The organism is Kitasatospora sp. NPDC056651, from assembly GCF_042792155.1.
GTDB lineage: Bacteria > Actinomycetota > Actinomycetes > Streptomycetales > Streptomycetaceae > Kitasatospora.
In genome coordinates this window covers 30,866-55,735 of sequence record NZ_JBHTWX010000016.1, presented here as the reverse complement: position 1 = coordinate 55,735, position 24,870 = coordinate 30,866, and the positions used below count along the sequence as shown (strand labels likewise).

Genomic DNA, 24,870 nt, shown 5'->3' with positions numbered 1-24,870 from the left:
GTTCGGCAGAGCGGCCCGTCCGACGACGGTCCCGTTCAGGAACTGCGCCCCCGGAACCGGCGGGCCAGGCCGGCCACCCCGCCCACCGCCGAGGTCACGACGATCAGCGCCGCGCCCGCGACGCTGGCGTAGGCGGCCGGCTCCAGCGGACCGGGCCGCGATGCGTTCGGGCCCGCGAACCCGTCGAAGTCGGTGACCCGGTCGAGCAGGCCCATCCGGCCGAAGGGCAGCACGGTGGCCTCGACCCTGGCCTCGACGGCCTCGGCCGGGACGGTCCCGCCGTCGACCTCCAGGTGGGTGCGGGAGTCGAGCGAACCCACCCGGTTGTCGCCGAGGAGGAACAGCCGGCCCTGCGGCACGGTCACGCTGAACGAATCGCCCTGGCGGCCCTGCGTCGCGAGGTAGGGCTCGTCCACCGGCTGTCCGTCGACCGTCAGCCGGTGTTCGGGTCCGGCGGTGGTGGCGACGGTGTCCCCGCCGACCGCGACCACCCGCTTGACCATGAGCTCGCCGCCCCAGGCCTGGTCCCGGAAGACCACCACGTCACCCCGCCCGATGCCGCTGCCGTCGACCTTGCGGGCGAGCACGGTGTCCCCGGCGCGCAGCGTCGGGTGCATCGAGGCGGTCGGGATGTTGTACGGCCGGTAGTCGATCGCGATGAGGGCGAAGCCGCCGATCATCAGCACCAGTCCGAGTGCCAGCGCGACGCCCTGAAGCACCGCGGCGGGCCGGCGGCCACGGGCGGGTGCGACGGGCCGGTCGGCCGCCTGCTCCACGACACTGCTCATCGACACCGTCCACCTCTGGCCGACCGGAGAACACCACTGGCACGCCGGAGGCACGGGCGGAAAAGCCGACGGGCCGTGGCACGTCCGAGCAGATTACTCGTCGGTACCACGGCCCGCGCAAGAGCCGGCGACAACCAGGTGGAACACGATCCGGTGGGACTCAGGACTCCTGGCGGCGCTCCGCCCGACCCCGCACCCGGCGCACCAGCGGAAGAAGGGCGACAGCCCCCACCGCACCGGCCACGGGGGGCGCCAGCGGCGCGGCCGCCGCCAGGCCCTTCTGGTCGAAGGTGTCCGGCACCGGCAGCGTGGACCAGTGGTTGACCGGCCAGGCCACCACGAAGGCTCGCCCGATCACGTTGTCCACCGGGACGGTGCCGCCGCCCGGCTGGTCCATGTGGAAGCGGGAGTCCAGCGAGTTGGCGCGGTGGTCGCCCATCACCCAGATCCGGTCCTTGGGCACCTTGACCGGCCCGAAGGGGTGGTCACCGCAGGGGGTGTTGCCCTGGTAGACGTACGGCTCGTCGAGCGCGACGCCGTTGACCTTGACCGGCCCCTCGCCCTCGCACTCGACGGTGTCCCCGCCGACCGCGATGACCCGCTTGATCAGGTCCTTCTCGTTGGCGGAGGGCATCAGGCCGACGAAGCTCAGTACGTCCTGCACACCGCGGAGGAGGGAGTTGCTGCTCTGCTGGGTCGGCTCGTCGTTCAGCCAGCCGCCCGGGTCGTGGAACACCACGACCTCGCCGCGCTCGGGCTCGGCCCCGAACCACGGGGTCAGCTTGTCCACCAGGACGCGGTCGCCGACCTGCAACGTGTTCTGCATCGATTCCGACGGAATGGAGAACGCCTGGACGAAGAAGGTCTTGATCACCAGCGCGAGGACCAGCGCGATGCCGACCAGGATCGGCAGTTCCTTCCAGAACGAGCGCTGCTTGCGAGGCTTGGGCGCAGTCTCCGACTCCGTCCCGTCCGCGGGTTCGGGCCCCGCGTGCGAGGAGTCCGACGGGTCCTCCGACCCGGCGCCGCTCCGCCCGTCGGCGGTCTGGGCCGCCGCGTCCTCAGCCGAGGCCGAGGAGGCCGCGGACTCGGCGGACCGGTCCGCCCGACGGCCCGGGCCCTCGGGCTCTCCGGCGCCCGAGCGGGCGCCGATCACCAAATCCCCCACAACGTCTCCTCCCTGCTGTGCGGACGCCCGCGCGCCCGCGCTCAGAGTGCCGCACAGCGGGCACCACGCTCACCACGACCGTGAACGCCTCAGGGCTGCCCACCGCGGACTCCCCTGACACCACCACAGCCTCGGCCCGCGACCGGAACCACTCCCGGCCGCACCTGCACTTCTCTATCACTCCAAGGCATCCGGCTCGCGGTCCCACACGCGCGGCTCGACCGGGCCGCGGTCGGCGCGGCTCACTCCGGAGGCCGACCCGACCGGCGAACGACGAGCGGAAGGATGCCCAACACACCCATAACGAGCGGGGGTTCCACAGGAACCGGCCCAACGGGCACCGGCTCCACGCCAGTTCCATCGGCCTGCGACGCCCTGGCAAGAGAGGAGAGTGAACTCGGAGCATCGAGTTGATGGAAGCGGTCCAGCGGCCAGGCGATCACGAACGCCCGGCCGACCACGTCGCTCTCCGGAATCGTCCCCTGTCCAGGATTGCCCATGTGGAAGCGGGAGTCGGCGGAGACGTCCCGGTGGTCGCCCATGACCCACAACCGCCCTTGCGGCACCTGGATCTTGAAGGTCTGTCGGGAGGGCGGGTTGCCTGGCGAGAGGTAGGACTCGTCCACCGGACGGCCGTTGACGCTGAGGCGCCCCTGTGCGTCGCAGCACTCGACGGTGTCCCCACCGACGCCGATCACCCGCTTGATGAGGTCCTGCTCGTTGTCGGAGGGCAGCAGTCCGACGAAGGTCAGCACCTGCTTGGCGGCACCCAGCACCGGGCCGTCCTGGGACGGCTTGCGGTCGTGCTCCAGCCAGCCGCCCGGGTCCTTGAACACCACCACGTCGCCGCGCTGCGGCTCACTGCCGAACCAGGGGGTCAGCTTGTCCACCAGCACCCGGTCCCCGATCCGGATGGTCTGCTCCATCGACCCGGAGGGGATCACGAACACCTGGATCATGAAGGTCTTCATCACCAGTGCCACCAGCAGGGCCACCAGGATGATCAGCGGCACCTCGCGCACCAGCGAACGCCTGCGCCGACGGGCCGCCTTGCGGGCACTGCGCCGGCGCTCGGCCCGGCCGCGTCCCGACGGCCTCCCGCCGTTCCCGTCACCCGCCGGTCCGCCGCCCGCCGCCCGAGCGCCTTCCGTCCGGGTGGCGGCCGTGCCGTGGTCCTCCGGTCCCCCGACGGCCGGACGGTCGGCGAGCCGTCCCCTACCCCTGGCCCCCATGACCACCCGTCCCCGCAATCGCGGCGAAGGCCGCGGGCCGGTCCAGGCTGGTCAGGCGCGAGAACGGGTAGACCACCCAGTCCGCCCGACCGATCACCTTCTCCTCGGGCACGAAGCCGCCACCGGGCTCGCCGAGGTGGTCGCGGGAGTCCCGGGAGGCACTGCGGTGGTCACCCATCACCCACAGCTCACCGGCCGGCACGGCCACGTCGAAGGCCACGCTCGACGGGTCGTCGCCCGGGAACAGGTAGGAGGTCTCGTCGATCGGCACGCCGTTGACGGTGATCGGTGCGCCCGGGCCGGTGCTGGTCACCCGGTCCCCGCCGACACCGATCACCCGCTTGACGTAGACGGTGTCGCCGGCCGGGGCCAGCCCGAGGTCCCGGGCGAACGAGCGCAGGCCGTCCACGAAGCCCGCCGGCTTCACCGATTCCGGGAGGAAGGAGCCCGTTCCGTCGAAGACCACGACGTCGCCCCGCTGAGGGTGACCTCCGAAGGAGTAGGCGAGCTGGTTGGCGACCAGCCGGTCACCCGGATGCAGCGTGTCCTCCATCGACCCGGAGGGCACGGAGAACGGACGCGCGACGAAGGCGTTCACCAGCAGCAGGGCCGCCAGGCAGATCCCGACCAACAGCAGCAGGTCCCACGAACGCGAGCGCTCGGCGTCCTCGCCCTGGTCGTCCGGGTCTCCCTGGTCGCCCCGGTCGTCCGGGCCGTCCTGGCCGTCTTCGGCGGAACGCTCGGCCTCCTCCAGGCCCTCGCCACACTCCGAACTGCCCTGCTCCGCGCGGCCCTGTTCCGAAACGGTCCTCTCCGAGCCGGCCCGTTCCGGGGCACCGGTCCGCTCCGTCGCGGCGCCCCCGGACGCCTCGGCCACCCCGACGCCCCCGGAAACGACCGCGGACCGCGGCGGCGAGTCCGCACCGGTGGGTGCGGGACTGCCGTCGCGGTCCGCGGGTGGTTCATGCGTGCTCATCGGGGGGTGAGCTTACCTTGCGGTCGTTCGGCCCCCTCTGAGCGTTCCGATCCCCCGGCGAGGCCGGGGGCCGGTGGATCAGCGGTCGCGCTTCTCCTTGATCTTCGCGGCCTTGCCGCGGAGGTCACGCAGGTAGTACAGCTTGGCGCGGCGAACCGCACCGCGGGTCACGACCTCGATCTTCTCGACGACCGGGGTGTGCACCGGGAAGGTGCGCTCCACGCCGACGTTGAAGCTGACCTTGCGAACGGTGAAGGTCTCGCCGACACCGGCGCCGTGGCGACGGATGACGACGCCCTGGAAGACCTGGACACGGGAGCGGTTGCCCTCGATGACCCGGACGTGGACCTTCAGGGTGTCACCGGCGCGGAAGGCCGGGATGTCGGTGCGCAGCGAGGCCGCGTCGACAGCAGCGAGCTTGTTGCTCATGTTGCTCTCCATCGCAGGCGCCACGGGCCGCCCACGGAAAATCGTCACAATGGGGTCTGCTGCGGGCCGCATCGGCTGACGGCGGTCCCCCCGTGGCGGGAGCGCCGGTCCACGTGCTCCCTACGGAAGGGAACCAGCGACAGACAGCAGCCGCCTATTCTTCCACATCAACGGTCGCGGACCGAAATCGGCCGAGCTTCTCGTCCCAGACCAGGCCGAGGATGCTCAGCGCCTCCCGTTCCTTCTTGTCGAAGGCGCCGTACTGCCAGCGCTCGACCAGGTCCGGCCGGTTCGCCAGGGTCCGGGCGAAGGCCTGCTCGCGCCGCCAGCGGGCGATCTTGCCGTGGTTGCCGCTGAGCAGCACGTCCGGCACCGTCCGGCCGCGCCACTCGGCGGGCTTGGTGTAGACCGGGCCCTCCAGCAGGTCGGCCATCGCGCCCGGCGCGAAGGAGTCGTCGCGGTGGGACTCGGCGTTGCCGAGCACTCCGGGCAGCAGCCGGGCGATCGCCTCGACCATCACCAGCACCGCGACCTCGCCGCCGGCCAGCACGTAATCGCCGATCGAGGCCTCGACCACCGGCATCCGGGTGGCTGCTTCCTCGATCACCCGGCGGTCGATGCCCTCGTACCGCGCGGGGGTGAACGCCAGCCACGGGCGCCCGGCCAGTTCCTGGGCGAGCTCCTGGGTGAACGGGCGCCCGCTCGGGGTCGGCACGACCAGCGTGGGCAGCTGCCCCTCGGGCCCGCCGGCGATCACCGCGTCCAGCGCCTCGCCCCACGGCTCGGGCTTCATCACCATGCCGGGGCCGCCGCCGTACGGACTGTCGTCCACCGTGCGGTGCACGTCGTGGGTCCAGGCGCGCAGGTCGTGGACGTGCACGTCCAGCTGGCCGCGGGCTCGGGCCTTGCCGACCAGCGAGATGTCCAGCGGCTCCAGGTACTCGGGGAAGATCGTGACGACGTCGATCCTCATGCCGCTCTGCACGCCACTCGGCGCGGCGCCGCCGACCGGACCGACGCCGTCCCCGGCCCCGTCCCCAGCCCCGGCCTGCCCCTCAGCGGCGGTCTCCTCGTTCCCGAGACGGTCCTCGGCGCTCTCCTGACCGGTCACTCCGACTCCTCCGAACCCTCGGCGGGCTCAGCAGGCTCAGCAGGCTCGGCGGACTCGGCGGACTCGACCGAGGTCGTCCCCACGACCTCCGCCTGCTCCGGGTCGATCAGCCCGGGCGGCGGGGTGATCACGGCGCGCTGGTTCTCCAGGTCGATGGTCGGCACGATCTGGCTGACGAAGGGCACCAGCACCTCCGTCCCGTCGGCCTTCTCGACCGTGAGCAGGTCCTGGTACGGCAGGTGGAGCACCTCGGTCAGCTCACCGACCAGGGTGCCGTCCGACAGCACCACGTCCAGGCCGATCAGCTGGTGGTCGTAGTACTCCTCCGGGTCATCGGGGCGCTCCTCCGGGTCGACCTCGGAGATGAGCAGGGTGCCACGGAGGGCCTCGGCCGCGTTGCGGTCCTTGACGCCGGCGAAGCGCAGCAGCAGCCGACCGCTGTGCACCCGGCCGGACTCGACGGTCAGCGGTCCGGTCGACGCGGGGTCGGTGAGCAGGACGGCACCCGGGCCGAGCCGGAGTTCCGGCTCGTCGGTGCGGACCTCGACACTGACGTCCCCCCTGATGCCGTGGGCACGGCCGATCCTGCCGACGACGAGCTGCACGGTGATCGTTCTCCTGGAGTTCCTGAGCCGATACGAAAAGCGACGGGCTGCGAAGCGCCGGTGCGACGGGGCACTGGTGCGACGAAGCGGTGACGCGAGGAAGATGCGGATGGAATTGGGGGTGGAAATGCGAAAGGCCGACCGGGACGACATGCGTCCCGGTCGGCCTCACAAGCCCTGACGGCTGAACGAGCAGCAGCGTCAGCGAATGTTGTCCACGTCGACCAGGTCGACCCGGACGTTGCGACCGCCGAGGGCGCCGACCACGGTGCGCAGCGCGCGCGCCGTACGGCCGCCCCGGCCGATCACCTTGCCGAGGTCATCGGGGTGCACTCGCACCTCGATGGTGTTACCCCGACGCAGGTTGCGCGAGCGCACCTGCACCTCGTCGGGGTGCTCGACGATGCCCTTCACCAGGTGGTCGAGGGCGTCCTCGATCACGATCAGGCCTCGGCGGCGGCGTCGGCCTCAGCCTCGACCTTGTCCGACTTCTTGGCCTTCGGGGTGATGGCGACACCGGTGGTGGCGTCCTCGAAGCCGGCGACGGCCTTGGCGAACAGGTGCGAGAAGTCCTCGACCTTCGGCTCGGCGACCTTCAGCGGCTCCGGAGCCGGCAGGCCCTTGAACTTCTGCCAGTCGCCGGTCAGCTTCAGGATGGCGAGCACCGGCTCGGTCGGCTGGGCGCCGACGGACAGCCAGTACTGGGCGCGGTCGCTGTCGACCTCGATCTTCGAGGGGTTGTAGGTCGGCTGGTAGATGCCGATCTCCTCGATCGCGCGGCCGTCACGCTTGGTGCGGGCGTCGGCGACGACGATGCGGTAGTGCGGGGAGCGAATCTTGCCGAGACGCTTCAGCTTGATCTTGACTGCCACGGGAGTGGATTCTCCTGGTGTTGACGTGGGTGAGCGGGCTCGCCATCGCGTGGGGTTGCGGGGCGGACCGCTCAAGGGACACGCCAGCCGTAGGAGAGAGGGGTCCTGCTCGGCTGCCGAGTACTCAGCTGTCCATTCTGCCACACCGGCGAGAACCGCCTGCACGCGGACCCTTGGCCACTCGGCTGGCCACCAGGCCGCAGTCGACCACCCCGTCGCGGCCGACCGTCCCGCCGTGACCTTCGCACAGGGCTCGACCGGGAGCCCCCGCTCCCGGTCCGGCCCGAAGGGTCACCACTGTCCTGCTGTACCGCTCATCCTGCTGCACTGCTCACGGCGGGCTGCCGTACCGCTGCACTGCCCGTACCGCCGTACCGCTCACCGCGCGTCCTGCCGCAGCGCCCTGCTGTACTGCCGTTCTGCTGCACTGCTCACCGTTCGCGTTCGGCCGGACCGCTGCCCGCACAGCAGTCCCGCCAGGACACCGACCGCCTACGCGATCTTGAACGGCTGCTGGCACGCGCCGCAGACGATGGACGCCTGCGCGAGAACCGACGGAACGACCCGGACGTTGCGACCGCAGCCGCAGACCGCCTTCACCCGCACACCGCCCCCGGACGAGCCGTGCCGGGCCGCCGGGCCGCGGAAGGCACGCGTCGCGCCCTCACCGGCCACCGCCTCCTGGTGCGCCCCGAGGGCACGGTCCAGGCGCTCGATGGTCTCGGCGTACCGCTCCTGGGTCTCCTTGAGCATGGTCACCTGGGAGAAGCCGCTGCTCGCGTGCGGCTCGACCGGGTGCGCCAGGCCCAGCTCGGAAGCGAGCATCAGGAAACGCCGGTTGTGGTAGCGGCCGGCCCGCGAGGTGTCCCGGATGTCCCGGGCCGCGGCCAGACCGTGGGCGGCCTCGTGGAGGAGGCGCTCGAAACCGAGTCGCGTCCCGCAGGCCGAGGAGGACTCCCCGATCAGGGCCTCGGGCGAAGCGAGGTCGGGAAGGTCCTGGTGGTGGGCCTGGATGTCGCTCCAGGCGGCGGCCAGTTCGGCCGCGAGAACGAGGGGCTGTGTCGTGCTCACGCTAGACCAACGATGGAGTGCGAGCCGATGTTCCGCATGTTCTCGTTCCGGGGGAATTCACAGGGAACTCCCAGGAATGCGAGGCCGCGCTCGAATTGCGCGTTCCGGATCTGACGCAAGACCAACCCCCTGCCGGTTTCGGCCCGTCGCGACGTCGGCGGGCCTGGTGAAATTCCGTCCGGGGGCGGGCTGTCGCCACCCAGGACGTACGGCCCGTGGGGGCCTGTCGGATTGACAGGGCCACGGGCCGTACACCGTACCGCTATTCCGTTAATACCGGGAGTTGACCGGCCAGTAGGGATGTCCGCCGCCGGGACTCCCCCGGAACAGTTACCGGATTCTTACTCGTCCGCATTCCGGGCAAATGTCTCCGGTCTCACCGGTCCCGGCCATTACCGGCGCACGGCGGATGTCCGGCGGGCATCCGCGGGACATCCGCCGGACGTCGAACTCCGAACACCGGACGCTGAACACCGGATGCCAGGAGCCGGACACCGAACGTCAGACTCGAACGTCGAACATCGAACGTCGATCGGACGGTCAGTACGCGCGGGCGACCAGCGCGACGTTGCCGTCCTGGTCGTCGGTCTGCGGCACCGAGCCGTCGGCCGCGACGATGCAGCGCACCGTGACGCCCTGCTCGGCCAGCTTGGCCTCGCCCTCCACGCCGAGGTCGGCCCAGGAGATCCGGCCCCAGCCGGTCGCCGCGGCCTCGATGGCCTCGTCGATGGTCTTGACGTCCACCGTGCGGGACTCGCGGCGCTCGCGGGACTGGCGCAGCAGCAGCGCCTGGTCCTCCTCCAGGATGCCCGGCAGCAGCGCGGCCAGGGCGTCGATGGAGACCGGCTCCTTGCCGCCCGGGATGCGGCGGGCCAGCATCGCGGTGCCGTTCTCCAGGTCGCGCGGGCCGACCTCGATGCGCAGCGGAACGCCCTTGAGCTCCCAGTCGACGGCGCGGCGGCCGAACGGGGTGTCGGTGCGGTCGTCGACCACGACCCGGATGCCGGCGGCCTCCAGCGCGGCGCCGATCTCGCGGACCTTGGCGATGACGGCGTCGTCGCCCTTGATCGCGAGCACGACGGCCTGGACGGCGGCCAGGCGCGGGGGCACCCGCAGGCCGTTGTCGTCGCCGTGGGACATGATCAGGCCGCCGACCATGCGGGTCGAGACGCCCCAGGAGGTCTGCCAGACGTACTCGCGCTCGGCACCCTGGAGCTGGTAGGTGGTGTTGAACGCCTTGGCGAAGTTCTGGCCCAGCTCGTGGCTGGTGCCCATCTGCAGCGCCTTGCCGTCGCCCATCATGCCCTCCAGGGTGAGGGTGTTGATGGCCCCGGCGAAGCGCTCCTTGGCGGTCTTGCGGCCGAGCACGACGTCGATGCCGAGCACGTTCGTCATGAAGTCGCCGTAGACCTGGGTGTGGATCATCGACGCGTAGGCGCGGGCGTCCTCGTAGGTGGCGTGGGCGGTGTGGCCCTCCTGCCAGAGGAACTCGGTGGTGCGCAGGAAGACGCGCGGGCGCAGCTCCCAACGGACCACGTTGGCCCACTGGTTGATCAGCAGGGGCAGGTCGCGGTGGCTCTGCACCCACTTCGAGAAGTACTCGTTGATGATCGTCTCGGAGGTCGGCCGGACGACGACCGGCTCCTCCAGCTGCTTGCCGCCGCCGTGGGTGACCACCGCGAGCTCGGGGGCGAAGCCCTCGACGTGCTCGGCTTCCTTGGTCAGGTAGGACTGCGGGATGAACATCGGGAAGTAGGCGTTCTGCGCGCCGGCCTTCTTGATCCGCGCGTCCATCTCCTGCTGCATCCGCTCCCACAGGCCGTAGCCGTACGGTCGGATGACCATGGTGCCGCGCACCGGACCGTTGTCGGCCAGCTCGGCCTTGTTGATGAGGTCCTGGTACCAGCGCGGGAAGTCTTCCGCCTGAGGGGTGAGAACGGGTGCCTTAGCCATGGGGCGAATGGTACGGGGCCCGGGCCCCCGGTTTCGAATCGGTATCACCGAACGGGGGCGCACCACCGCGACACCCGCGCACCACCCCGCACCCCTCTGGACGCCGGGCCCGACCCGCTGTTCGCTGGTGTGGGGCGGGACTTTGGGGGAGCCGTAGCAGCACACCGAAGGACCGGATGGGAGGCCGCGATGGCTTCAGCTCGCACGACCGGCACGACCGGCACGACCGCACGACCGGCGGGCACGGGGCCGACGACCGCGCGACCGACGGGCACAGGACCGACGGGCGCACGACCGACCGGCACGGGGCCGACGGGCGCACGCCCGCACCACCCGCAGCCCGGAGCCGCCCGGCCCGCGCGGGCGCGTGACTGGGCTGAGATCCAGGAGCGCATGCTGGTGCCGCTCTACGAGGCGGTCTACGACCGTCTGGAGGTCGGCCCGGCGAGCAGCGTGCTGGGCCTGGGCTGCCGGTCCGGACTGGCCCTGCTGCTCGCGGCCGGCCGGGGCGCCCAGGTCGCCGGGCAGGAGCCGCGGGACGAGCTGCGCGAGCTGGCGCACGGCCGTCGGCTGCGGGTGTGCGACGGGGCCCGGACGACCGCCGCCGTCCCCCGGCCGGCCCATTCCCTGGTGACGGTTTTCGAGCAGCTGCCCGGCGCCGCCGAATCCCGCCCGGTGGTCGCCGAGGCCGCCCGGTTCACCCTTCCGGGCGGGCACGTGGTGCTGGCCGCCTGGGGCCCGCCGGAGCGCTGCGAGAGCGCCCCGGTGCTGGACGTGGCCCGTCGCCGGGCGGGCCGGACCACCGCGCGGGACCCGTTCGAACTGAGCTCGCCCGGGGCGCTGGAGGACCTGCTCGCCCCGGCCGGTCTCCGCCCGGCCGGCAGCGGCCGGGTGAGCTGCCCGTTCGCCTACCCGGACCTCGACAGCGCGGTGCGCGGACTGCTCTCCACCGGTCTGTTCGAACCCGCCGAGGAGTTCTCCGGCGCCTCACTGGTGGCCAAGGAACTGGAGGAGGCGCTCCAGCCGTACCTGCGCGCGGACGGCTCGGTCCGGATGGAGAACCTGTTCCGCTACCTGGTCGCCGAGCGGCCGCACTGACCGGGCCGACCGGCTGGACGACGCACAGGACGGCACACGGGACGTCGCTCGTAACAGCACACGGGGCGACGCACGGGATGGCACACGGCACACGGCTCACGGCACGGGAACAAACAAGAAAACCGGGGGCGCCCGCCACCACGGCGAGCGCCCCCGGCACCGGACTTCACGCCCGGTCGATCGACTTCCCCTCGGCCCCGTCCCGCGGCACTCCCGCCGCCCGGTACGCCGCCGCCTCGTCCAGCGTCTCCGCCTCCAGCAGCGCCGCCGCCAGCGCGTCCAGCCGGTGCCGCTGCTCGGTCAGGATCCGCACCGCGTCGTCGTAGCACTCGGAGACGATCCGCCGGGCCTCCTCGTCCACCGCGTCCAGGGTGGTCGGCGCCGCGGAGAGCCCGTACGCGCCCTGCGGGTCCGAGGGCACCGCGGTCAGCCGGCCGACCCGCTCGCTCATCCCCCAGCGCCCGGCCATCCCGCGGGCGATGTTGGTGACCTGCTCCAGGTCGCTCTCCGCACCGGTGGTGATCACCCCGTAGACCACCTGCTCGGCCGCCATCCCGCCGAGCGCGCCGATGATCCGGCCGCGCAGGTAGGGCTCGGTGTACGAGTAGCGGTCGTTCTCCGGGGTGGACAGGGTGACGCCCAGCGCCCGGCCGCGCGGCACGATGGTGATCTTGCGGACCGGGTCCGCGCCGGGCTGGAGCATGCCCAGCAGCGCGTGCCCGCTCTCGTGGTACGCCGTGCGCTCGCGCTCCTCCTGCGGCATCACCAGCGGCCGTACGGCGCCGAGCTGGACCTTCTCCAGGGCGTCCGAGAGGTCCCGCTCGTTGACCGCGTCCTGCTCGCGCTTGACGGCCAGCAGCGCGGCCTCGTTGACGAGGTTGGCGAGTTCGGCGCCGGTCATCCCCGGGGTGACCTTGGCCAGCTGGTTGAGGTCGGCGTCCCCGGCCAGCGGGACGCTGCGGCTGTGGATGCGCAGGATCGCGGCGCGGCCCTCCCGGTCGGGCGGGCTGACGGTGATCCTCCGGTCGAAACGGCCGGGGCGCAGCAGCGCCGGGTCGAGCACGTCCGCCCGGTTGGTCGCGGCGATCACGATGACGCCCTCGGAGCCGGTGAAGCCGTCCATCTCGGTGAGGATCTGGTTGAGGGTCTGCTCGCGCTCGTCGTGCCCGCCCATGCCGCCGCCCGCGCCGCGCTGGCGTCCGATGGTGTCGATCTCGTCGATGAAGATGATCGCCGGGGCGACCTTGCGGGCCTCGGCGAACAGCTCGCGGACCCGGCTGGCGCCGACACCGACGATCATCTCGATGAACTCGGACGCGGAGGCGGAGAAGAACGGCACGTCCGCCTCGCCGGCCACCGCGCGGGCCAGCAGGGTCTTGCCGGTGCCGGGCGGGCCGCTGAGCAGCACCCCGCGCGGCATCTTGGCTCCGAGCCTGCGGTACCGCTCGGGGTTCTTCAGGTAGTCGACCACCTCGGTGAGTTCGGCCTCGACCTCGTCGATGCCGGCGACGTCGGCGAAGGTGGTGCGCTTGCCCTCCTCGGCGGTGACCGGCTTGGGCGGGGCCTTGCGGCCGAGCGGTCCGCCGCCGAGTCCCCCGGCCATCCGGCGGGCCAGCAGCACCCAGATGAAGACCAGCAGCAGCATCGGGGCGAGCGAGAGCAGCAGGTTGGTGAGGAAGCTCCGCTGCTGGACCGGCGAGGTGGCGGTGACCTCGACGCCCTGCTGCTGCAGGGTGGTCCAGAGGTTGTCGCCCGCGAAGGAGGGCCGCTGGGTGTCGAACTCGGTGTAGTCGCCCTTGCCGCCGTCGGGTTTGGGCTGGGAGGTCTTGAGGGTGCCCTCGATGGCGTCGCCCTTGGCGTAGATCTTGGTGATGTTGCCCTTGTTCAGCTGGTTGTTGAACTCGGTGTACGAGATCGTGGTGGCACCGGCGGGGCCGAAGAAGGACAGCAGCAGGTCCGAGATCAGGAACACCACGAGGGCGGTGAGGGCGAGGCCCACCCAGCCGCCGGGCATCCGGCGCTTGGGCGGTGGCGGGGGCGGAGCGCCCTCCGAGCGCCAGGGCTGGTCGGGGGTCTGACGCGGCGGCACGGGTTCGGTCACCCATCGGACAATACGGACAGGTGCTCGGGCGGGCCAATCGCAACGCCGCGCCCGGGCCGCCGTACGGCCGCGCCGCCCCCTCCGACCAGCGGCTATGCCGCAGAGTCCGGCCACTCCTCGGCGGTCAGCGCGAACCGCTCGTGGTCGCGCCACTCCCCCTGGAGGAACAGCATCCGCGGGGAGAAGCCCTCGTGCCGGAAGCCCAGCCGCTTGGCCATCGCGATCGAGCGCTCGTTGTCCGGCTGGACGTTGATCTCCAGCCGGTGCAGTCCCAGCCCGTCGGCCGACTGCGGGGCGAAGCAGCGGTCCAGGACCAGCCGCATGCCCTCGGTCATCCGCCCGGTGCCGTTGAACGGGAGGTACGAGTCGTAGCCCAGCGAGGCGTTGCAGAACCGGCCCAGCACGATGTTGGCGACGTTCACCTTGCCGACCAGGCCGCCGGTCGCCCGGTCGACGATCAGGAAGGTGCGCAGCCCGGAACCCTGGCGCTTCAGGAGGTCGGGCAGCCCGTCCGGCTCGACCGGGTTCCACCGTCCGACGTGTTCGGCGGACCGCCGGACCGCCTCGGCGTACGCGGCCGTGTCCGCGGCCCTCGGGGCCCTGATCATCACTCGCATGCCCCCATCATCGGACACGCGATCGGCCCGTCGCCCGGAAATACCGGACGACGGGCCGATCAAAATCGATCAAGACCGGCCGGAGTCAATCAAAGGCCGTCAAGAAGTGAAGGCAGTGCAGGAAGTGATCGACTCCGCCGGAACCCGTTCGAGGACTACAGCAGGTCCTTGAACTCCTTGGGCAGCTCGAAGTCGGCCGGGCCCTTGCCCGCGCCGAGGCCGAACGCGCCGCCGTCCGCCGGGGCCTGGCCGGCACCCGGGCCGAGCGCGCGGCGCTCGGCGGCCGCGGCCTCCTCCTGCGCGCGCTTCAGCGGGTTGCCGCTCTTGCGCTTGCCCTTGGCCTGCGGGGCCTTCTTGGCGGACTTCTTCCCGCCGCCGCCCATGCCCGGGATCCCCGGCATGCCGGGCATGCCCTTGCCGGAGGCCATCGCCGACATCATCTTGCGGGCTTCGAAGAACCGCTCGACCAGGTTCTTCACCTCACCGACCTGGACGCCCGAGCCCTTGGCGATGCGGGCCCGGCGGGAGCCGTTGATCAGCTCCGGCTCGGCCCGCTCGGTCGGGGTCATCGACTTGATGATCGCGCCGACCCGGTTGACGTCCTTGTCGTCGATGTTGTTGATCTGGTCCCGGATCTGGCCCATGCCGGGCAGCATGCCCAGCAGCTTGGAGATCGAGCCCATCTTCTGGACCTGCTCCAGCTGGGACAGGAAGTCGTCCAGGGTGAACTGCTTCGGGCCGCCGCGCAGCTTGGCGGCGATCTTCTCGGCCTCCTCCTGCGAGAAGGTCTGCTCGGCCTTCTCGATCAGCGAGAGGACGTCACCCATGCCGAGGATGCGCGAGGCCATCCGGTCCGGGTGGAAGGCGTCGAAGTCGTCGACCTTCTCGCCGTTGGAGGCGAACATGATCTGGCGGCCGGTGACGTGCGCGACCGACAGGGCGGCACCACCGCGGGCGTCGCCGTCGAGCTTGGACAGCACCACACCGGTGAAGTCGACGCCGTCGAGGAAGGCCTGCGCGGTGGTGACCGCGTCCTGGCCGATCATCGCGTCGACGACGAACAGGACCTCGTCCGGGTTCACCGCGGCGCGGATGTCGGCGGCCTGCTGCATCAGCTCGGCGTCGATGCCCAGACGGCCGGCGGTGTCGACGACGACGACGTCGTACTGCTTCTGCTTGGCGTACTCGATCGAGTCCTTGGCCACCTGCACCGGGTCGCCGACGCCGTTGCCCGGCTGCGGGCCGTAGAAGGCCACGCCGGCGCGCTCGGCGACCACCTGGAGCTGGTTCACCGCGTTGGGGCGCTGGAGGTCGCACGCGACCAGCAGCGGGGTGTGCTTCTGCGCCTTCAGCCAGTGGCCGAGCTTGCCCGCGAGGGTGGTCTTGCCCGCACCCTGGAGACCGGCGAGCATGATCACCGTCGGGCCGTTCTTGGCGAACCGCACCCGGCGGGTCTCGCCGCCGAGGATCGCGATGAGCTCCTCGTTGACGATCTTGATGATCTGCTGCGCCGGGTTCAGCGCGCCGGAGACCTCGACACCGAGCGCCCGCTCCTTGACCTGCTTGATGAAGGCCCGGACGACCGGCAGCGCGACGTCCGCCTCCAGCAGCGCGATGCGGATCTCGCGGGCCGTGGCGTCGATGTCCGCCTCGCTCAGGCGGCCCTTGCCCCGGAGGTTCTTGAACGTCGCTGCGAGGCGATCGGAAAGGGTGTCGAACACGTCGGCGCGGGTCCTCTGCGGCATCGGTATCGGTACGGTCGTCGTCCCCAGGGTATCCGGCCACCCCGGGTACGGTCTCCACCCCGGTCGGAACCCCTGTCCTGACTTGCTCCCGACCCGCCCCCGCCCTGCCCCCGGCCTGCCCCTGACCTGCCCCGGGCCGCACCGGACCGGACCAGGCCGGACCAGGTCGGACCAGGCCGGACCGCCCTCAGCCCAGCACCGCCCGGACCGCCGCCGCCACCGCCCCGGCCCGCTCGGCGGTCAGCGGACGGCCCGCCGCGTCCGTCAGGTAGAACGAGTCGACCGCCTCCGCGCCCAGCGTGGAGACGTGCGCGGTGCGCACCCGGACGCCCGCCCCGTCCAGCGCCCGGCCGATCCGGTGCAGCAGCCCCGGGGCGTCGTGCGCCCGCACCTCCAGCACCGTCGCGGTCGCCGAGGCCGCCGCGGGCGCCACCGCGACCAGCGGCGGCGGGGTGGGGATGCCCCGGCGGCGCGGGGCGGCGGCGTCCCGCTCGGCGAGGCGGCGGGCGACGTCCAGCGATCCGTCCAGCGCCCGGCGCAGGTCGGCCCGCAGCCGGGCCGCCTCCGGCAGCTCGCCGTACTCGGCCGCCACCCGCCAGGACAGCAGCAGCACCGGCCCGCTCCCCACCGGGTCCAGCTCGCGCAGCCCGGCCGAGCGGACGGCCAGCCGGTGCAGCGCGAGCACCCCGGCGGCGGTACCGAGCAGCCCGGGACGGTCCGGGACCGCCAGGTTCAGCTCGACGCCCATCGGCTCGGTGCCCGGGTCCCCCTCGGAGCGGGCCCGCAGCGACAGCGCCGGGCCGCCGGTGCGGACGGCCTCGACGGCGAGCCGCTCCTGCTCCGCGGTCGGCGCCGTCTCCACCGGCCGGACGCCCGCCCCGGCCAACCGGTCCGCCACCCGGGCCACCAGGCCGTCCACCAGCGAGGCCCGCCAGCCGCTCCACGCGGCCGGGCCGGTGGCCAGCGCGTCCGCCTCGGTGAGCGCGTGCAGCAGTTCCAGCTCCGGCAGTGTGGTGACCACCCCGGTGATCGCCTCGACGGTGGCCGGGTCGTCCGGGTCGCGCCGGGTCGCGGTGTCCACCAGGGCGAGGTGGTGGCGGACCAGCACCGCCAGGGTCCCGGTGTCCTCGGGGCCGAAGCCCATCCGGGCGGCGAGGTCGCGGACGATCACCTCACCGGCCTTGCTGTGGTCCCCCGGCCAGCCCTTGCCGATGTCGTGCAGCAGCGCGGCGACCAGCAGCAGGTCCGGTCGCGCCACCCGGCGGGTCATCGCGGCGGCCCGCACCGCCGTCTCCACCAGGTGCCGGTCCACCGTCCAGCGGTGCACCGCGTTGCGCTGCGGGCGGCAGCGCACCCGCTCCCAGTCCGGCAGCAGCCGGCGCACCAGCCCCTCCGCCTCCAGCGCCTCCCACACCGGGACGGCCGCCTCCCCCGCGCCCAGCAGGGTGACCAGCTGCTCGCGCGCCTCGTCCGGCCAGGGCACCGGCAGCGGGCGGCACTCGGCGGCCAGCCGGCGCACCGTGGCGTACGAGACGGTCAGCCCGTTCTGCGCGGCGGCGGCCGCGGCGCGCAGCGGCAGCACCGGGTCGGTGGCCGGGCGGGCGCCCTGGGCGAGCACCGCCTCGCCGTCCTGCTCGACCACGCCCTCGGCGAGCGGACGCCGCTCGACCGTGCCCCGGGCCACCGCGCCGCGTGCGGCGCCCGCGAACCGGATGCCCGCTCGGCGCACCCGCCGGCCCCGGCCGCCGCGGGCCGCGAGCACCTGGTCCACCGCCCGCCAGGTGACGTCGCCCGCGTACGCGATGGTGCGGGCCGCCTCGTAGACCCGTCGCAGCAGGGCGTCGGCGTCCAGCACCCCGAGCCGCTGGGCGACCTGGTCCTGCTCCTGGAGGACGAGCCGGTCGGTGGCCCGGCCGGTGACCAGGTGCAGGGCGTCGCGCACGTCGGCCAGCCACCGCGCCGCGGCGTCCAGGCCGTCCCGGGGCGCGTCGGCCAGCCAGGTCGCGGCGATCGCGTCCAGCGCGACGACGTCCCGCAGGCCGCCGCGCGCCTCCTTGAGGTCGGGTTCCAGCAGGAAGGACAGCTCACCCTGCCGTTCGGCCCGCGCGCGGCCCAGCTCGCGCAGCTCGGGCAGGCGCGTGGGGGCGCTCGCGCGCCAGTCGGTGAGCACCGCGGCGCGCAGATCCTCGGTGAGCGCCGGGTCCCCGGCGAGGTGGCGGGCGTTCAGCAGACCGAGCTGGACCTTGAGGTCGGCGGCCGCCACCGAGCGGGCCCCGGCGACGGTGCGCACCGAGTGGTCGAGCTTGGTGCCCGAGTCCCAGACCGGGTACCAGATCCGCTCGGGCAGCTCCCGGGCGATCGGGCCGGCGTGCAGCAGCAGGACGTCCAGGTCGCTGCGCGGAGACAGCTCCCCGCGCCCGTAGCCGCCGACGGCGACCAGCGCGACGCCCGTCGGCGGGGCGCCGGCGGCCGCGAGCAGCCCGGCCAGCCAGTCGTCGGTCAGCCGGGCGAGCGCCTGCCGGCGGGGGCGGCCGACCGGGCCGGGGGCGGCCAGGAGCGCGGCCCGGGCGGCGGCCCGACCGGCAGCGGCGGCGGGGTCGGAGGGGTCGATCTCGGTGGCCATGCGCATGGGTCCCGTTCCTGGTGCTGGTGAACCATCCTGCTGGTGAACCGCCCTACTGGTGGATCGTCGTGCCGGTGGACCCGTCCGGGTGAGCCGTCCCGCGGTCGGGCCGTTCGGCCGTTCGGCCCAGCGGAGGACGGAGCCCAGCGGAGGACGGCGCCGGCCGCCGCGGGCCCTACAGAGCGTCCGGACCGCGCTCGCCGGTGCGGACCCGTACGGCGGTGTCGACCGGCACGCTCCACACCTTGCCGTCGCCGATCTTCCCGGTCCGGGCGGCCTTCACCAGGACGTCGATCAGGTCCTCGGCGTCCTCGTCCTCGACCAGGACCTCGATCCTGACCTTCGGCACCAGGTCCACGGTGTACTCGGCCCCCCGGTACACCTCGGTGTGGCCGCGCTGGCGGCCGTAGCCGCTGGCCTCGGTGACGGTCAGGCCCTGGACTCCGAAGGCCTGGAGGGCGGCCTTCACCTCGTCCAGTCGGTGCGGCTTGATCACGGCGGTGATGAGCTTCATCGGGCGTCGACCTCGGTCTTCTTCTCGGCGGGCTTCGGAGCCGCGGGCTCCAAGGCGGCGGGCTCCGGGGCGGCGGGCTTCGCGGCGGCCCTCTCGGCGGCCTTCTCGGCTGCCTTCGGAGCGGCCGGACCCTGCAGGGCCCGGCCCAGACCCGCCCCCACGGCGCTGAAATCGTAGGCGGACTCGGCGTGTTCGGCCTGGTCGATGCCGGCCACCTCGACCTCTGCCGCGACCCGGAAGCCGACCAGCCGGTCGACCGCCTTGGCCAGCAGCCAGGACAGCACGAAGGAGTACGCCGCGACCGCCACCACACCCATCGCCTGCTTGCCCAGCTGCCCGAACCCGCCCCCGTAGAACAGGCCCTTGACGCCCTGGCCCACCCCGCCGGTGGCGAACAGGCCGACCAGCAGCGAGCCGACCGCCCCGCCGACCGCGTGCACGCCCACCACGTCGAGCGAGTCGTCGAAGCCCCAGCGGTACTTCAGCGAGACGGCGGCGCAGCAGACCGCGCCCGCGACCAGCCCGATCGCCACCGCGCCGAGCGGGCTGACCGAGCCGCAGGCCGGGGTGATCGCGACCAGTCCGGCCACCGCGCCGGAGGCCGCGCCCAGCGTGGTGAACGCGCCGTGTCGGAACCTCTCGTAGACCAGCCAGCCGACCAGCGCCGCGCCGGTGGCGACCTGGGTGTTGACCATCGCCATGGCGGCGACGCCGTTGGCGGCCAGCGCCGAGCCCGCGTTGAAGCCGAACCAGCCGAACCAGAGCAGCCCGGAGCCGAGCATCACCAGCGGCAGGCTGTGCGGGCGCATCGGGTCCTTCTTGAAGCCGATCCGCTTGCCCAGCACCAGGCAGAGCGCGAGCCCGGCGACGCCCGCGTTGATGTGCACGGCCGTGCCGCCGGCGAAGTCGATCACACCGTTGCGGTCGCCCAGCCAGCCGCCGTGGCCACCGTCGAAGAAGAACACCCAGTGCGCGACCGGGAAGTAGACGACCGTCACCCAGAGCGCGATGAACAGGCCCCAGGCCGCGAACCTGGCCCGGTCCGCGATGGCGCCGCTGATCAGCGCCGGGGCGATGACCGCGAACATCAGCTGAAAGAGCGCGAAGGCGGTGACCGGGACGGTGCCGGTCAGCTCGTTCAGGCCGAGGCCGCGCATCCCGAGGTGGTCCAGGTCGCCGATCAGGCCGGCGAAGGAGTCGGACCCGAAACTGAGCGAGTAGCCGTAGAGAACCCACAGCACGCTGACGACGCCGAGCGAGAGGAAGCTCATCGCCAGCATGTTCAGCGTGCTCTTGGCCCTGACCATGCCCCCGTAGAAGAAGGCCAGCCCCGGGGTCATCAGCATGACCAGGGCCGCACTGATGAGCACGAAGGCGGTGTCCCCCGCGCTGAAGCCGTCCGGCATCGGCGTCTCCTCTGCGTCCAGGCCGATCCGCACCCGGGGATCCGTCCCGTGCTGCCACCCGGGGTGTCGGCGTTGGACAGGAGCGTGCCGGAGGCTGGTTTCGGCCGGTGCGGCCGGGTGTTTCGCCGCCGTGACGCGTACGACGCCCGGGTTACGACCGCGTGAACCGCGGCCCAGCGGGCCCCGCGGCCCAGCAGCCCGGCCGGGAGCACCGCCGGGGGCCGGACACGCCACAGACCGTGACGGCGGCGGCCGTCACGGTCGGTGGAGCTTCTCCGCGCAGTCCCCGGCAGGGCCGGCCGGACGGTCAGACGGTCAGACGGTCAGACCACCGAGACGTACTCCGGGATGTCCTGGACCACCCGCTCCTTGAGCCGGCTCACCGCGTCCACGCCCTTGAACCGCTCCGCCGCGGCCTCCGTGGTCTTGCGCACCCGGGAGTTCAGCCGCTCCGAGCGGACCTTGGTGGCGATGTCCACCGCCTCCTCGGCGTACCTCACCGCTTCCTCCGCCTCCTTCTGCAGCAGGTGCACGCTGGCCATGCCGACCAGGTTGAAGGCGAACGAGCGCACGTGGTCGGCGTCCTCGCGGAACAGGTCGACCGCGCGCCCCATCACCGGCGCGGACATCGAGGCGTAGAGCCCGGCGTTGTCCGAGTGGTAGGCGAGGTCGCGGAAGGAGTGCGCGTTCTCGGCGTTCAGCTCGGCCGGTGAGAAGAACTTCAGCCAGTCGGGCTCCGTGTCCCCCTCCCGGATGTCCGTGAAGGTGTCCTCGGCCAGCCGGACCGCCCGGGCGCAGCGGTTGACCTCGCCGATGGTGGCGTAGGCCCGCGCCTCCATCGCGTACAGCAGGGCCTGCTGGCGCGGGGTCGCGGCGTCGCGGCTGCCGTACTGGGCCAGGTGGATCAGCTCCAGGGCGTCCTCGCCCCGGTTGAGGTGGATCATCTGGCGGCTCATGTCGGTGAGGATCAGCGCGCCGAACGGGCGGTCGCCCGCCTCCTTGGCCGCGTGCAGGGCGAGCACGTAGTACTTCTGCGCGCTCGGGTGCATCCCCACGTCGTACGACATCCACCCGGCGAGGTGGGCGAGTTCGGCGGTGAGCCGGAACAGCCGCTTGGTGGTGGCCTCGTTGTACGTCTCCTGGAGCAGGTCGGTGACCTCGTGGAGCTGGCCGACGACGGCCTTGCGGCGCAGCCCGCCGCCGTTCTGCGCGTCCCACTGCCGGAACATGACCGTGGTCTGCTCCAGCAGTTCGAGCTCGGGTTCGGAGAGCCGGCCGGTGAACGCCTCGCCGCCGTTGGCCGCCGTGAGGATCGGGGTGGGGACACCGGTCGGGCCGGGGGCGAGCCAGCGCTGCATCGGCTCGATCAGCGCGGCGCCCGCGGTCAGCGCCAGCGAGGTGCCGAGGAAGCCCCGGCGGTTGAGCATGAGGTCGCTGCGGGAGTAGTCGCTGATCAGCTGGACGGTCTGCTGGCCGCTCCACGGCAGGTCGACGCTGCCGCCCACGGTCGAGACCGGGATCGCGGCGCGCAGGCCGAGGTCCTCGATCGAGACCACCGAGCCGAACCGCTCCGAGAAGAGTTCCGACATGATCTTGGGGATCGGTTCGCGGGGCTGTTCGCCGTCGAGCCATCGGCGCACCCGGGAGGTGTCGGTGGACACGTGGTGGGCGCCGATCTGCCGGGCCTTGCGGTTGACCTGGCGGGCCAACTCGCCCTTGGACCAGCCGCTGCGGGCGAACCACGTGGTCAGCTTCTCGTTCGGTTGCTTCTCTGCCATGGGTAAAGTCCCCATCCCGCCCGGCCCCCAACGGGGCCCCGATCGTGACCGCCCGACGGTTGCGGGCTCTTGCCAGACGTGCCGTACCTGAAGTGCTGCCGTGCCGCGGTGGCGCCGCACCACGGCACCCTCGCACTGGTGTGCCATCGTTGCGGACGATCCGTCAGATCCCCAACCCCTGTGGCCAGTCGGTCCGGGAGGGACTCCTCGACGCCATCCGCATGCCGAACGTAATGCCCCGCTGGGGGCCCACGGGAGCGGCCCTGGCGAAACGCCACCTTTCGCCACCCCCAGGAGTGAACCGCAGCCCGGGGGCGCACGCTTCACTTAGGGGGTCCCGACGGCCCGGCATATGCGGCCCGCCAAGTCACCCGGCGTTTCCCGGAGGACCCGGTGGACCCGCAATCCACTGCGGCCACAGGCGAGTTCACCGTCCACTCCGGACGGCGACAGCCCCACGGACACGACGATCCGGCATCGGTGTCGCCTCCACAAGGCGGCGCCCGAGGCACACGGACGGAACAGGCGCACACCACGCGCTGCGCGCCGCTACCGCACTACGCACCACACAGCTGACAATCGACACACAGTCACCGTCCCGTAACCATCGGCTACGAGAACCTGTTGGGGGAGGCATGGACAACCTGTTCGGCGAACTTCGCCTGGGGCACCTTCGGCTGGCACCGCTGGGCACGCGCCGCCGTACCAAGGTCACCGCGTCCCAGGCCGCCGCGGAGTACACCGGTCGCTGGGGCTGGGCGGTCGTCACCGGCGATCCGGCCGACGGCACCCCGGCGACCGGCGCCACCGCCCCGACCCGCTGTCCCTGCGGCTCCGCCCTGTGCGCCGCACCCGGCCCGCACCCGCTGCCCGGCGGCGGGGGCCGGGCCCGCACCGCCCGCGCCGGGGCCTCGGTGCTGTTCCCCACCGGCCGCGCCTTCGACGTCCTCGACGTCCCCGAGCAGGCCGGCCTCCAGGCACTGGTCCGGTTGGAACGGATGGGCACCCAGGTGGGCCCGGTGCTCGCCACCCCCACCGGCCGGCTCCAGTTCCTGGTCGCCGCCGGCACCGCCCGGCGCCTGCCCGACCTGCTGTACCGGATGGGCTGGGACGACGCCGCGCTCGACCTGGTCTGCCACGGCGAGGGCGGCTACGTCGCCGCCCCGCCCACCGTCCTCGGCGGCCTCGGCCCGGTCCGCTGGCTGCGCCGCCCCACCCGGGACAACGCGGGCTGCCCGCCCGAGGCCCGGCTGCTGCTCGGCACCCTCGCCTACGCCTGCCACCGCGGCCGCGAGCGCACCGCCGAACCCGCCTGGATGGCCTCGTGAGCCGGGCGCTCCCCTCCGGGACGCGCTGAACGGACGCCCCCGGCGCCACCGGCGCCACCGGCGACCCGAATCCCGCGACCCGAATCCCGCGACCCGGCACCGGCACCGGCGACGAAGCCCGCGACGGACGCACGGCGGACGCGCGACGGACATGCGAAAGGGCCCGCCCCCGGAAGGGAGCGGGCCCTGATTCGTGGGGAGCCTTCAGTCCCCGATCAGCGCGTCCACGAACGCCCCCGGCTCGAACGGAGCCAGGTCGTCCGCGCCCTCGCCCAGGCCGATCAGCTTGACCGGAACGCCCAGCTCGCGCTGGACCGCGACCACGATGCCGCCCTTGGCGGTGCCGTCCAGCTTGGTCAGCACGATGCCGGTGATGTCGACCACCTCGGCGAACACCCGGGCCTGGATCAGACCGTTCTGGCCGGTGGTGGCGTCCAGTACCAGCAGCACCTCGTCCACCGGGCCGTGCTTCTCGACGACCCGCTTGACCTTGCCCAGCTCGTCCATGAGACCGGTCTTGGTGTGCAGTCGGCCGGCGGTGTCGATCAGCACGGTGTCCACGCCCTCGGCGATGCCCTCCTTGACCGCGTCGAAGGCGATCGAGGCCGGGTCCCCGCCCTCCGGGCCGCGCACGGTGCGCGCCCCGACCCGCTCGCCCCAGGTCTGGAGCTGGTCCGCGGCGGCGGCCCGGAAGGTGTCGGCGGCGCCGAGCACCACCTTGCGGCCGTCGGCGACCAGGACGCGGGCCAGCTTGCCGGTGGTGGTGGTCTTGCCGACGCCGTTGACGCCGACCACCAGGACCACGGCCGGGCCCTCCTCGTGCTTGGTGGAGCGGACGGTGCGGTCGGAGTCCTTGCCGATCAGCTCGACCAGCTCCTCGCGCAGCAGCGCGCGCAGCTCGTCGGGCGTTCGGGTGCCGAGCACCTTCACCCGGGTGCGCAGCCGCTCGACCAGCTCCTGGGTGGGGGCGACGCCGACGTCCGCGGTGAGCAGGATCTCCTCGATCTCCTCCCAGGTGTCCTCGTCCAGGTGCTCCCGGGAGAGCAGCGAGAGCAGGCCCTTGCCGAGCGAGTTCTGCGAGCGGGAGAGCCGCGAGCGCAGCCGGACCAGCCGGCCCGCGGTGGGCTCGGGGACCTCGATGGCGGGTACAACCTCGACCGCCTCGGGGGCCTCGACGACCTCGGGGGCCGCCGTCTCCGCCGGGAGTTCCACCTCCTCGACGGTGCGGCGGGGCGCCTCCGTCGGCGGCGCGGCCTCCTCGCCGACCTGGGGTTCCTGCGGGGTGGGCTTCGGCGCCGTGATGACCGGCGCCTGCGACTTCGGGGGCAGCTGCTGGCGTCGTCTGCCGGAAACGACGAGGCCGGTGATCGCGCCGATGGCGACCACGGCGATGACTACGGCAAGGATCACGTATTCCATAACGGCTCCAGTATCCGCGACCGGAGCCCGGATGGA

At 72.7% G+C, this 24,870-nt stretch carries 21 protein-coding genes; 2 read left to right on the top strand and 19 right to left on the bottom strand.

All coding sequences use genetic code 11. From position 1 onward, the window contains the following. Positions 1-35 precede the first annotated feature (35 nt). The 11 genes from lepB (ACFRAR_RS09470) to proS all read right to left on the bottom strand — a co-directional run bounded on the left by lepB (ACFRAR_RS09470) (position 36) and on the right by proS (position 10,205). Positions 36-788, bottom strand: a complete 753-nt coding sequence (gene lepB, locus ACFRAR_RS09470; protein WP_380696575.1) for a signal peptidase I — start codon at positions 786-788, stop codon at positions 36-38. A gap of 160 nt (positions 789-948) precedes the next feature. Next, a complete protein-coding gene (lepB, locus tag ACFRAR_RS09465; protein ID WP_380696573.1) occupies positions 949-1,956 on the bottom strand; it encodes a signal peptidase I in 1,008 nt (335 codons plus the stop codon). Positions 1,957-2,198: 242 nt separating this feature from the next. Further along, complete coding sequence (lepB, locus tag ACFRAR_RS09460; RefSeq protein ID WP_380696571.1) at positions 2,199-2,978, bottom strand: signal peptidase I; 780 nt, start codon at positions 2,976-2,978, stop codon at positions 2,199-2,201. Between the two features lie 193 nt (positions 2,979-3,171). After that, positions 3,172-4,164, bottom strand: coding sequence for a signal peptidase I (lepB, locus tag ACFRAR_RS09455; RefSeq protein WP_380696569.1), 993 nt, complete (start codon positions 4,162-4,164; stop codon positions 3,172-3,174). Between the two features lie 78 nt (positions 4,165-4,242). Next, complete coding sequence (gene rplS, locus ACFRAR_RS09450; protein ID WP_030243502.1) at positions 4,243-4,593, bottom strand: 50S ribosomal protein L19; 351 nt, start codon at positions 4,591-4,593, stop codon at positions 4,243-4,245. A 154-nt stretch (positions 4,594-4,747) separates the two neighbouring features. Beyond that, positions 4,748-5,566, bottom strand: coding sequence for a tRNA (guanosine(37)-N1)-methyltransferase TrmD (gene trmD, locus ACFRAR_RS09445; protein ID WP_380696632.1), 819 nt, complete (start codon positions 5,564-5,566; stop codon positions 4,748-4,750). A 134-nt stretch (positions 5,567-5,700) separates the two neighbouring features. Beyond that, complete coding sequence (gene rimM / locus ACFRAR_RS09440; RefSeq protein ID WP_380696567.1) at positions 5,701-6,309, bottom strand: ribosome maturation factor RimM; 609 nt, start codon at positions 6,307-6,309, stop codon at positions 5,701-5,703. Between the two features lie 201 nt (positions 6,310-6,510). Continuing rightward, positions 6,511-6,750, bottom strand: coding sequence for an RNA-binding protein (locus ACFRAR_RS09435; protein WP_030056773.1), 240 nt, complete (start codon positions 6,748-6,750; stop codon positions 6,511-6,513). A 2-nt stretch (positions 6,751-6,752) separates the two neighbouring features. After that, the gene (gene rpsP, locus ACFRAR_RS09430) at positions 6,753-7,181 is read right to left on the bottom strand and encodes a 30S ribosomal protein S16 (RefSeq protein ID WP_380696565.1); all 429 of its coding nucleotides are present in this window, start codon (positions 7,179-7,181) and stop codon (positions 6,753-6,755) included. A 492-nt stretch (positions 7,182-7,673) separates the two neighbouring features. After that, positions 7,674-8,252 (bottom strand): hypothetical protein, encoded by a 579-nt coding sequence (locus ACFRAR_RS09425; RefSeq protein WP_380696563.1) that lies wholly within the window; start codon positions 8,250-8,252, stop codon positions 7,674-7,676. Positions 8,253-8,792: 540 nt separating this feature from the next. After that, complete coding sequence (gene proS, locus ACFRAR_RS09420; RefSeq protein WP_380696561.1) at positions 8,793-10,205, bottom strand: proline--tRNA ligase; 1,413 nt, start codon at positions 10,203-10,205, stop codon at positions 8,793-8,795. A gap of 393 nt (positions 10,206-10,598) precedes the next feature. Here proS and ACFRAR_RS09415 point away from each other — a divergent pair, with 393 nt between their 5' ends. Next, the gene (locus ACFRAR_RS09415) at positions 10,599-11,303 is read left to right on the top strand and encodes a class I SAM-dependent methyltransferase (RefSeq protein WP_380696559.1); all 705 of its coding nucleotides are present in this window, start codon (positions 10,599-10,601) and stop codon (positions 11,301-11,303) included. A 166-nt stretch (positions 11,304-11,469) separates the two neighbouring features. Here the strand turns inward: ACFRAR_RS09415 and ftsH are convergent, their stop codons facing one another. The 7 genes from ftsH to ACFRAR_RS09380 form a co-directional block, all read right to left on the bottom strand. Further along, positions 11,470-13,404, bottom strand: coding sequence for an ATP-dependent zinc metalloprotease FtsH (ftsH, locus tag ACFRAR_RS09410; protein WP_380696557.1), 1,935 nt, complete (start codon positions 13,402-13,404; stop codon positions 11,470-11,472). Positions 13,405-13,496: 92 nt separating this feature from the next. Then, positions 13,497-14,021 (bottom strand): GNAT family N-acetyltransferase, encoded by a 525-nt coding sequence (locus tag ACFRAR_RS09405; protein WP_380696555.1) that lies wholly within the window; start codon positions 14,019-14,021, stop codon positions 13,497-13,499. Between the two features lie 155 nt (positions 14,022-14,176). Continuing rightward, entirely contained in the window at positions 14,177-15,742 is a 1,566-nt protein-coding gene (gene ffh, locus ACFRAR_RS09400) for a signal recognition particle protein (protein ID WP_380696630.1), read from the bottom strand. A 211-nt stretch (positions 15,743-15,953) separates the two neighbouring features. Then, the gene (locus tag ACFRAR_RS09395) at positions 15,954-18,395 is read right to left on the bottom strand and encodes a [protein-PII] uridylyltransferase (protein WP_380696553.1); all 2,442 of its coding nucleotides are present in this window, start codon (positions 18,393-18,395) and stop codon (positions 15,954-15,956) included. Positions 18,396-18,564: 169 nt separating this feature from the next. Further along, entirely contained in the window at positions 18,565-18,903 is a 339-nt protein-coding gene (locus ACFRAR_RS09390) for a P-II family nitrogen regulator (RefSeq protein WP_380696551.1), read from the bottom strand. After that, the gene (locus tag ACFRAR_RS09385) at positions 18,900-20,309 is read right to left on the bottom strand and encodes an ammonium transporter (protein WP_380696549.1); all 1,410 of its coding nucleotides are present in this window, start codon (positions 20,307-20,309) and stop codon (positions 18,900-18,902) included. The genes ACFRAR_RS09390 and ACFRAR_RS09385 overlap by 4 nt, the downstream gene beginning before the upstream one ends. Before the next feature lie 323 nt (positions 20,310-20,632). Beyond that, positions 20,633-22,087, bottom strand: a complete 1,455-nt coding sequence (locus ACFRAR_RS09380) for a hypothetical protein (RefSeq protein ID WP_380696547.1) — start codon at positions 22,085-22,087, stop codon at positions 20,633-20,635. Between the two features lie 635 nt (positions 22,088-22,722). Between ACFRAR_RS09380 and ACFRAR_RS09375 the strand changes: the two genes are divergently transcribed. Next, positions 22,723-23,415 (top strand): bifunctional DNA primase/polymerase, encoded by a 693-nt coding sequence (locus ACFRAR_RS09375; protein ID WP_380696545.1) that lies wholly within the window; start codon positions 22,723-22,725, stop codon positions 23,413-23,415. A gap of 204 nt (positions 23,416-23,619) precedes the next feature. Here the strand turns inward: ACFRAR_RS09375 and ftsY are convergent, their stop codons facing one another. Next, a complete protein-coding gene (ftsY, locus tag ACFRAR_RS09370; RefSeq protein ID WP_380696543.1) occupies positions 23,620-24,834 on the bottom strand; it encodes a signal recognition particle-docking protein FtsY in 1,215 nt (404 codons plus the stop codon). Positions 24,835-24,870: the final 36 nt, after the last annotated feature.

Bases quoted from the DNA above. Each gene is read 5' to 3' on its own strand.
- lepB (WP_380696575.1), bottom strand. From the start codon at position 788: ATGAGCAGTGTCGTGGAGCAGGCGGCCGACCGGCCCGTCGCACCCGCC.
- lepB (WP_380696569.1), bottom strand. From the start codon at position 4,164: ATGAGCACGCATGAACCACCCGCGGACCGCGACGGCAGTCCCGCACCC.
- rplS (WP_030243502.1), bottom strand. From the start codon at position 4,593: ATGAGCAACAAGCTCGCTGCTGTCGACGCGGCCTCGCTGCGCACCGAC.
- trmD (WP_380696632.1), bottom strand. From the start codon at position 5,566: ATGAGGATCGACGTCGTCACGATCTTCCCCGAGTACCTGGAGCCGCTG.
- proS (WP_380696561.1), bottom strand. From the start codon at position 10,205: ATGGCTAAGGCACCCGTTCTCACCCCTCAGGCGGAAGACTTCCCGCGC.
- ACFRAR_RS09415 (WP_380696559.1), top strand. From the start codon at position 10,599: ATGCTGGTGCCGCTCTACGAGGCGGTCTACGACCGTCTGGAGGTCGGC.
- ACFRAR_RS09405 (WP_380696555.1), bottom strand. From the start codon at position 14,021: ATGCGAGTGATGATCAGGGCCCCGAGGGCCGCGGACACGGCCGCGTAC.
- ACFRAR_RS09395 (WP_380696553.1), bottom strand. From the start codon at position 18,395: ATGCGCATGGCCACCGAGATCGACCCCTCCGACCCCGCCGCCGCTGCC.
- ACFRAR_RS09390 (WP_380696551.1), bottom strand. From the start codon at position 18,903: ATGAAGCTCATCACCGCCGTGATCAAGCCGCACCGACTGGACGAGGTG.
- ACFRAR_RS09385 (WP_380696549.1), bottom strand. From the start codon at position 20,309: ATGCCGGACGGCTTCAGCGCGGGGGACACCGCCTTCGTGCTCATCAGT.
- ACFRAR_RS09380 (WP_380696547.1), bottom strand. From the start codon at position 22,087: ATGGCAGAGAAGCAACCGAACGAGAAGCTGACCACGTGGTTCGCCCGC.
- ACFRAR_RS09375 (WP_380696545.1), top strand. From the start codon at position 22,723: ATGGACAACCTGTTCGGCGAACTTCGCCTGGGGCACCTTCGGCTGGCA.
- ftsY (WP_380696543.1), bottom strand. From the start codon at position 24,834: ATGGAATACGTGATCCTTGCCGTAGTCATCGCCGTGGTCGCCATCGGC.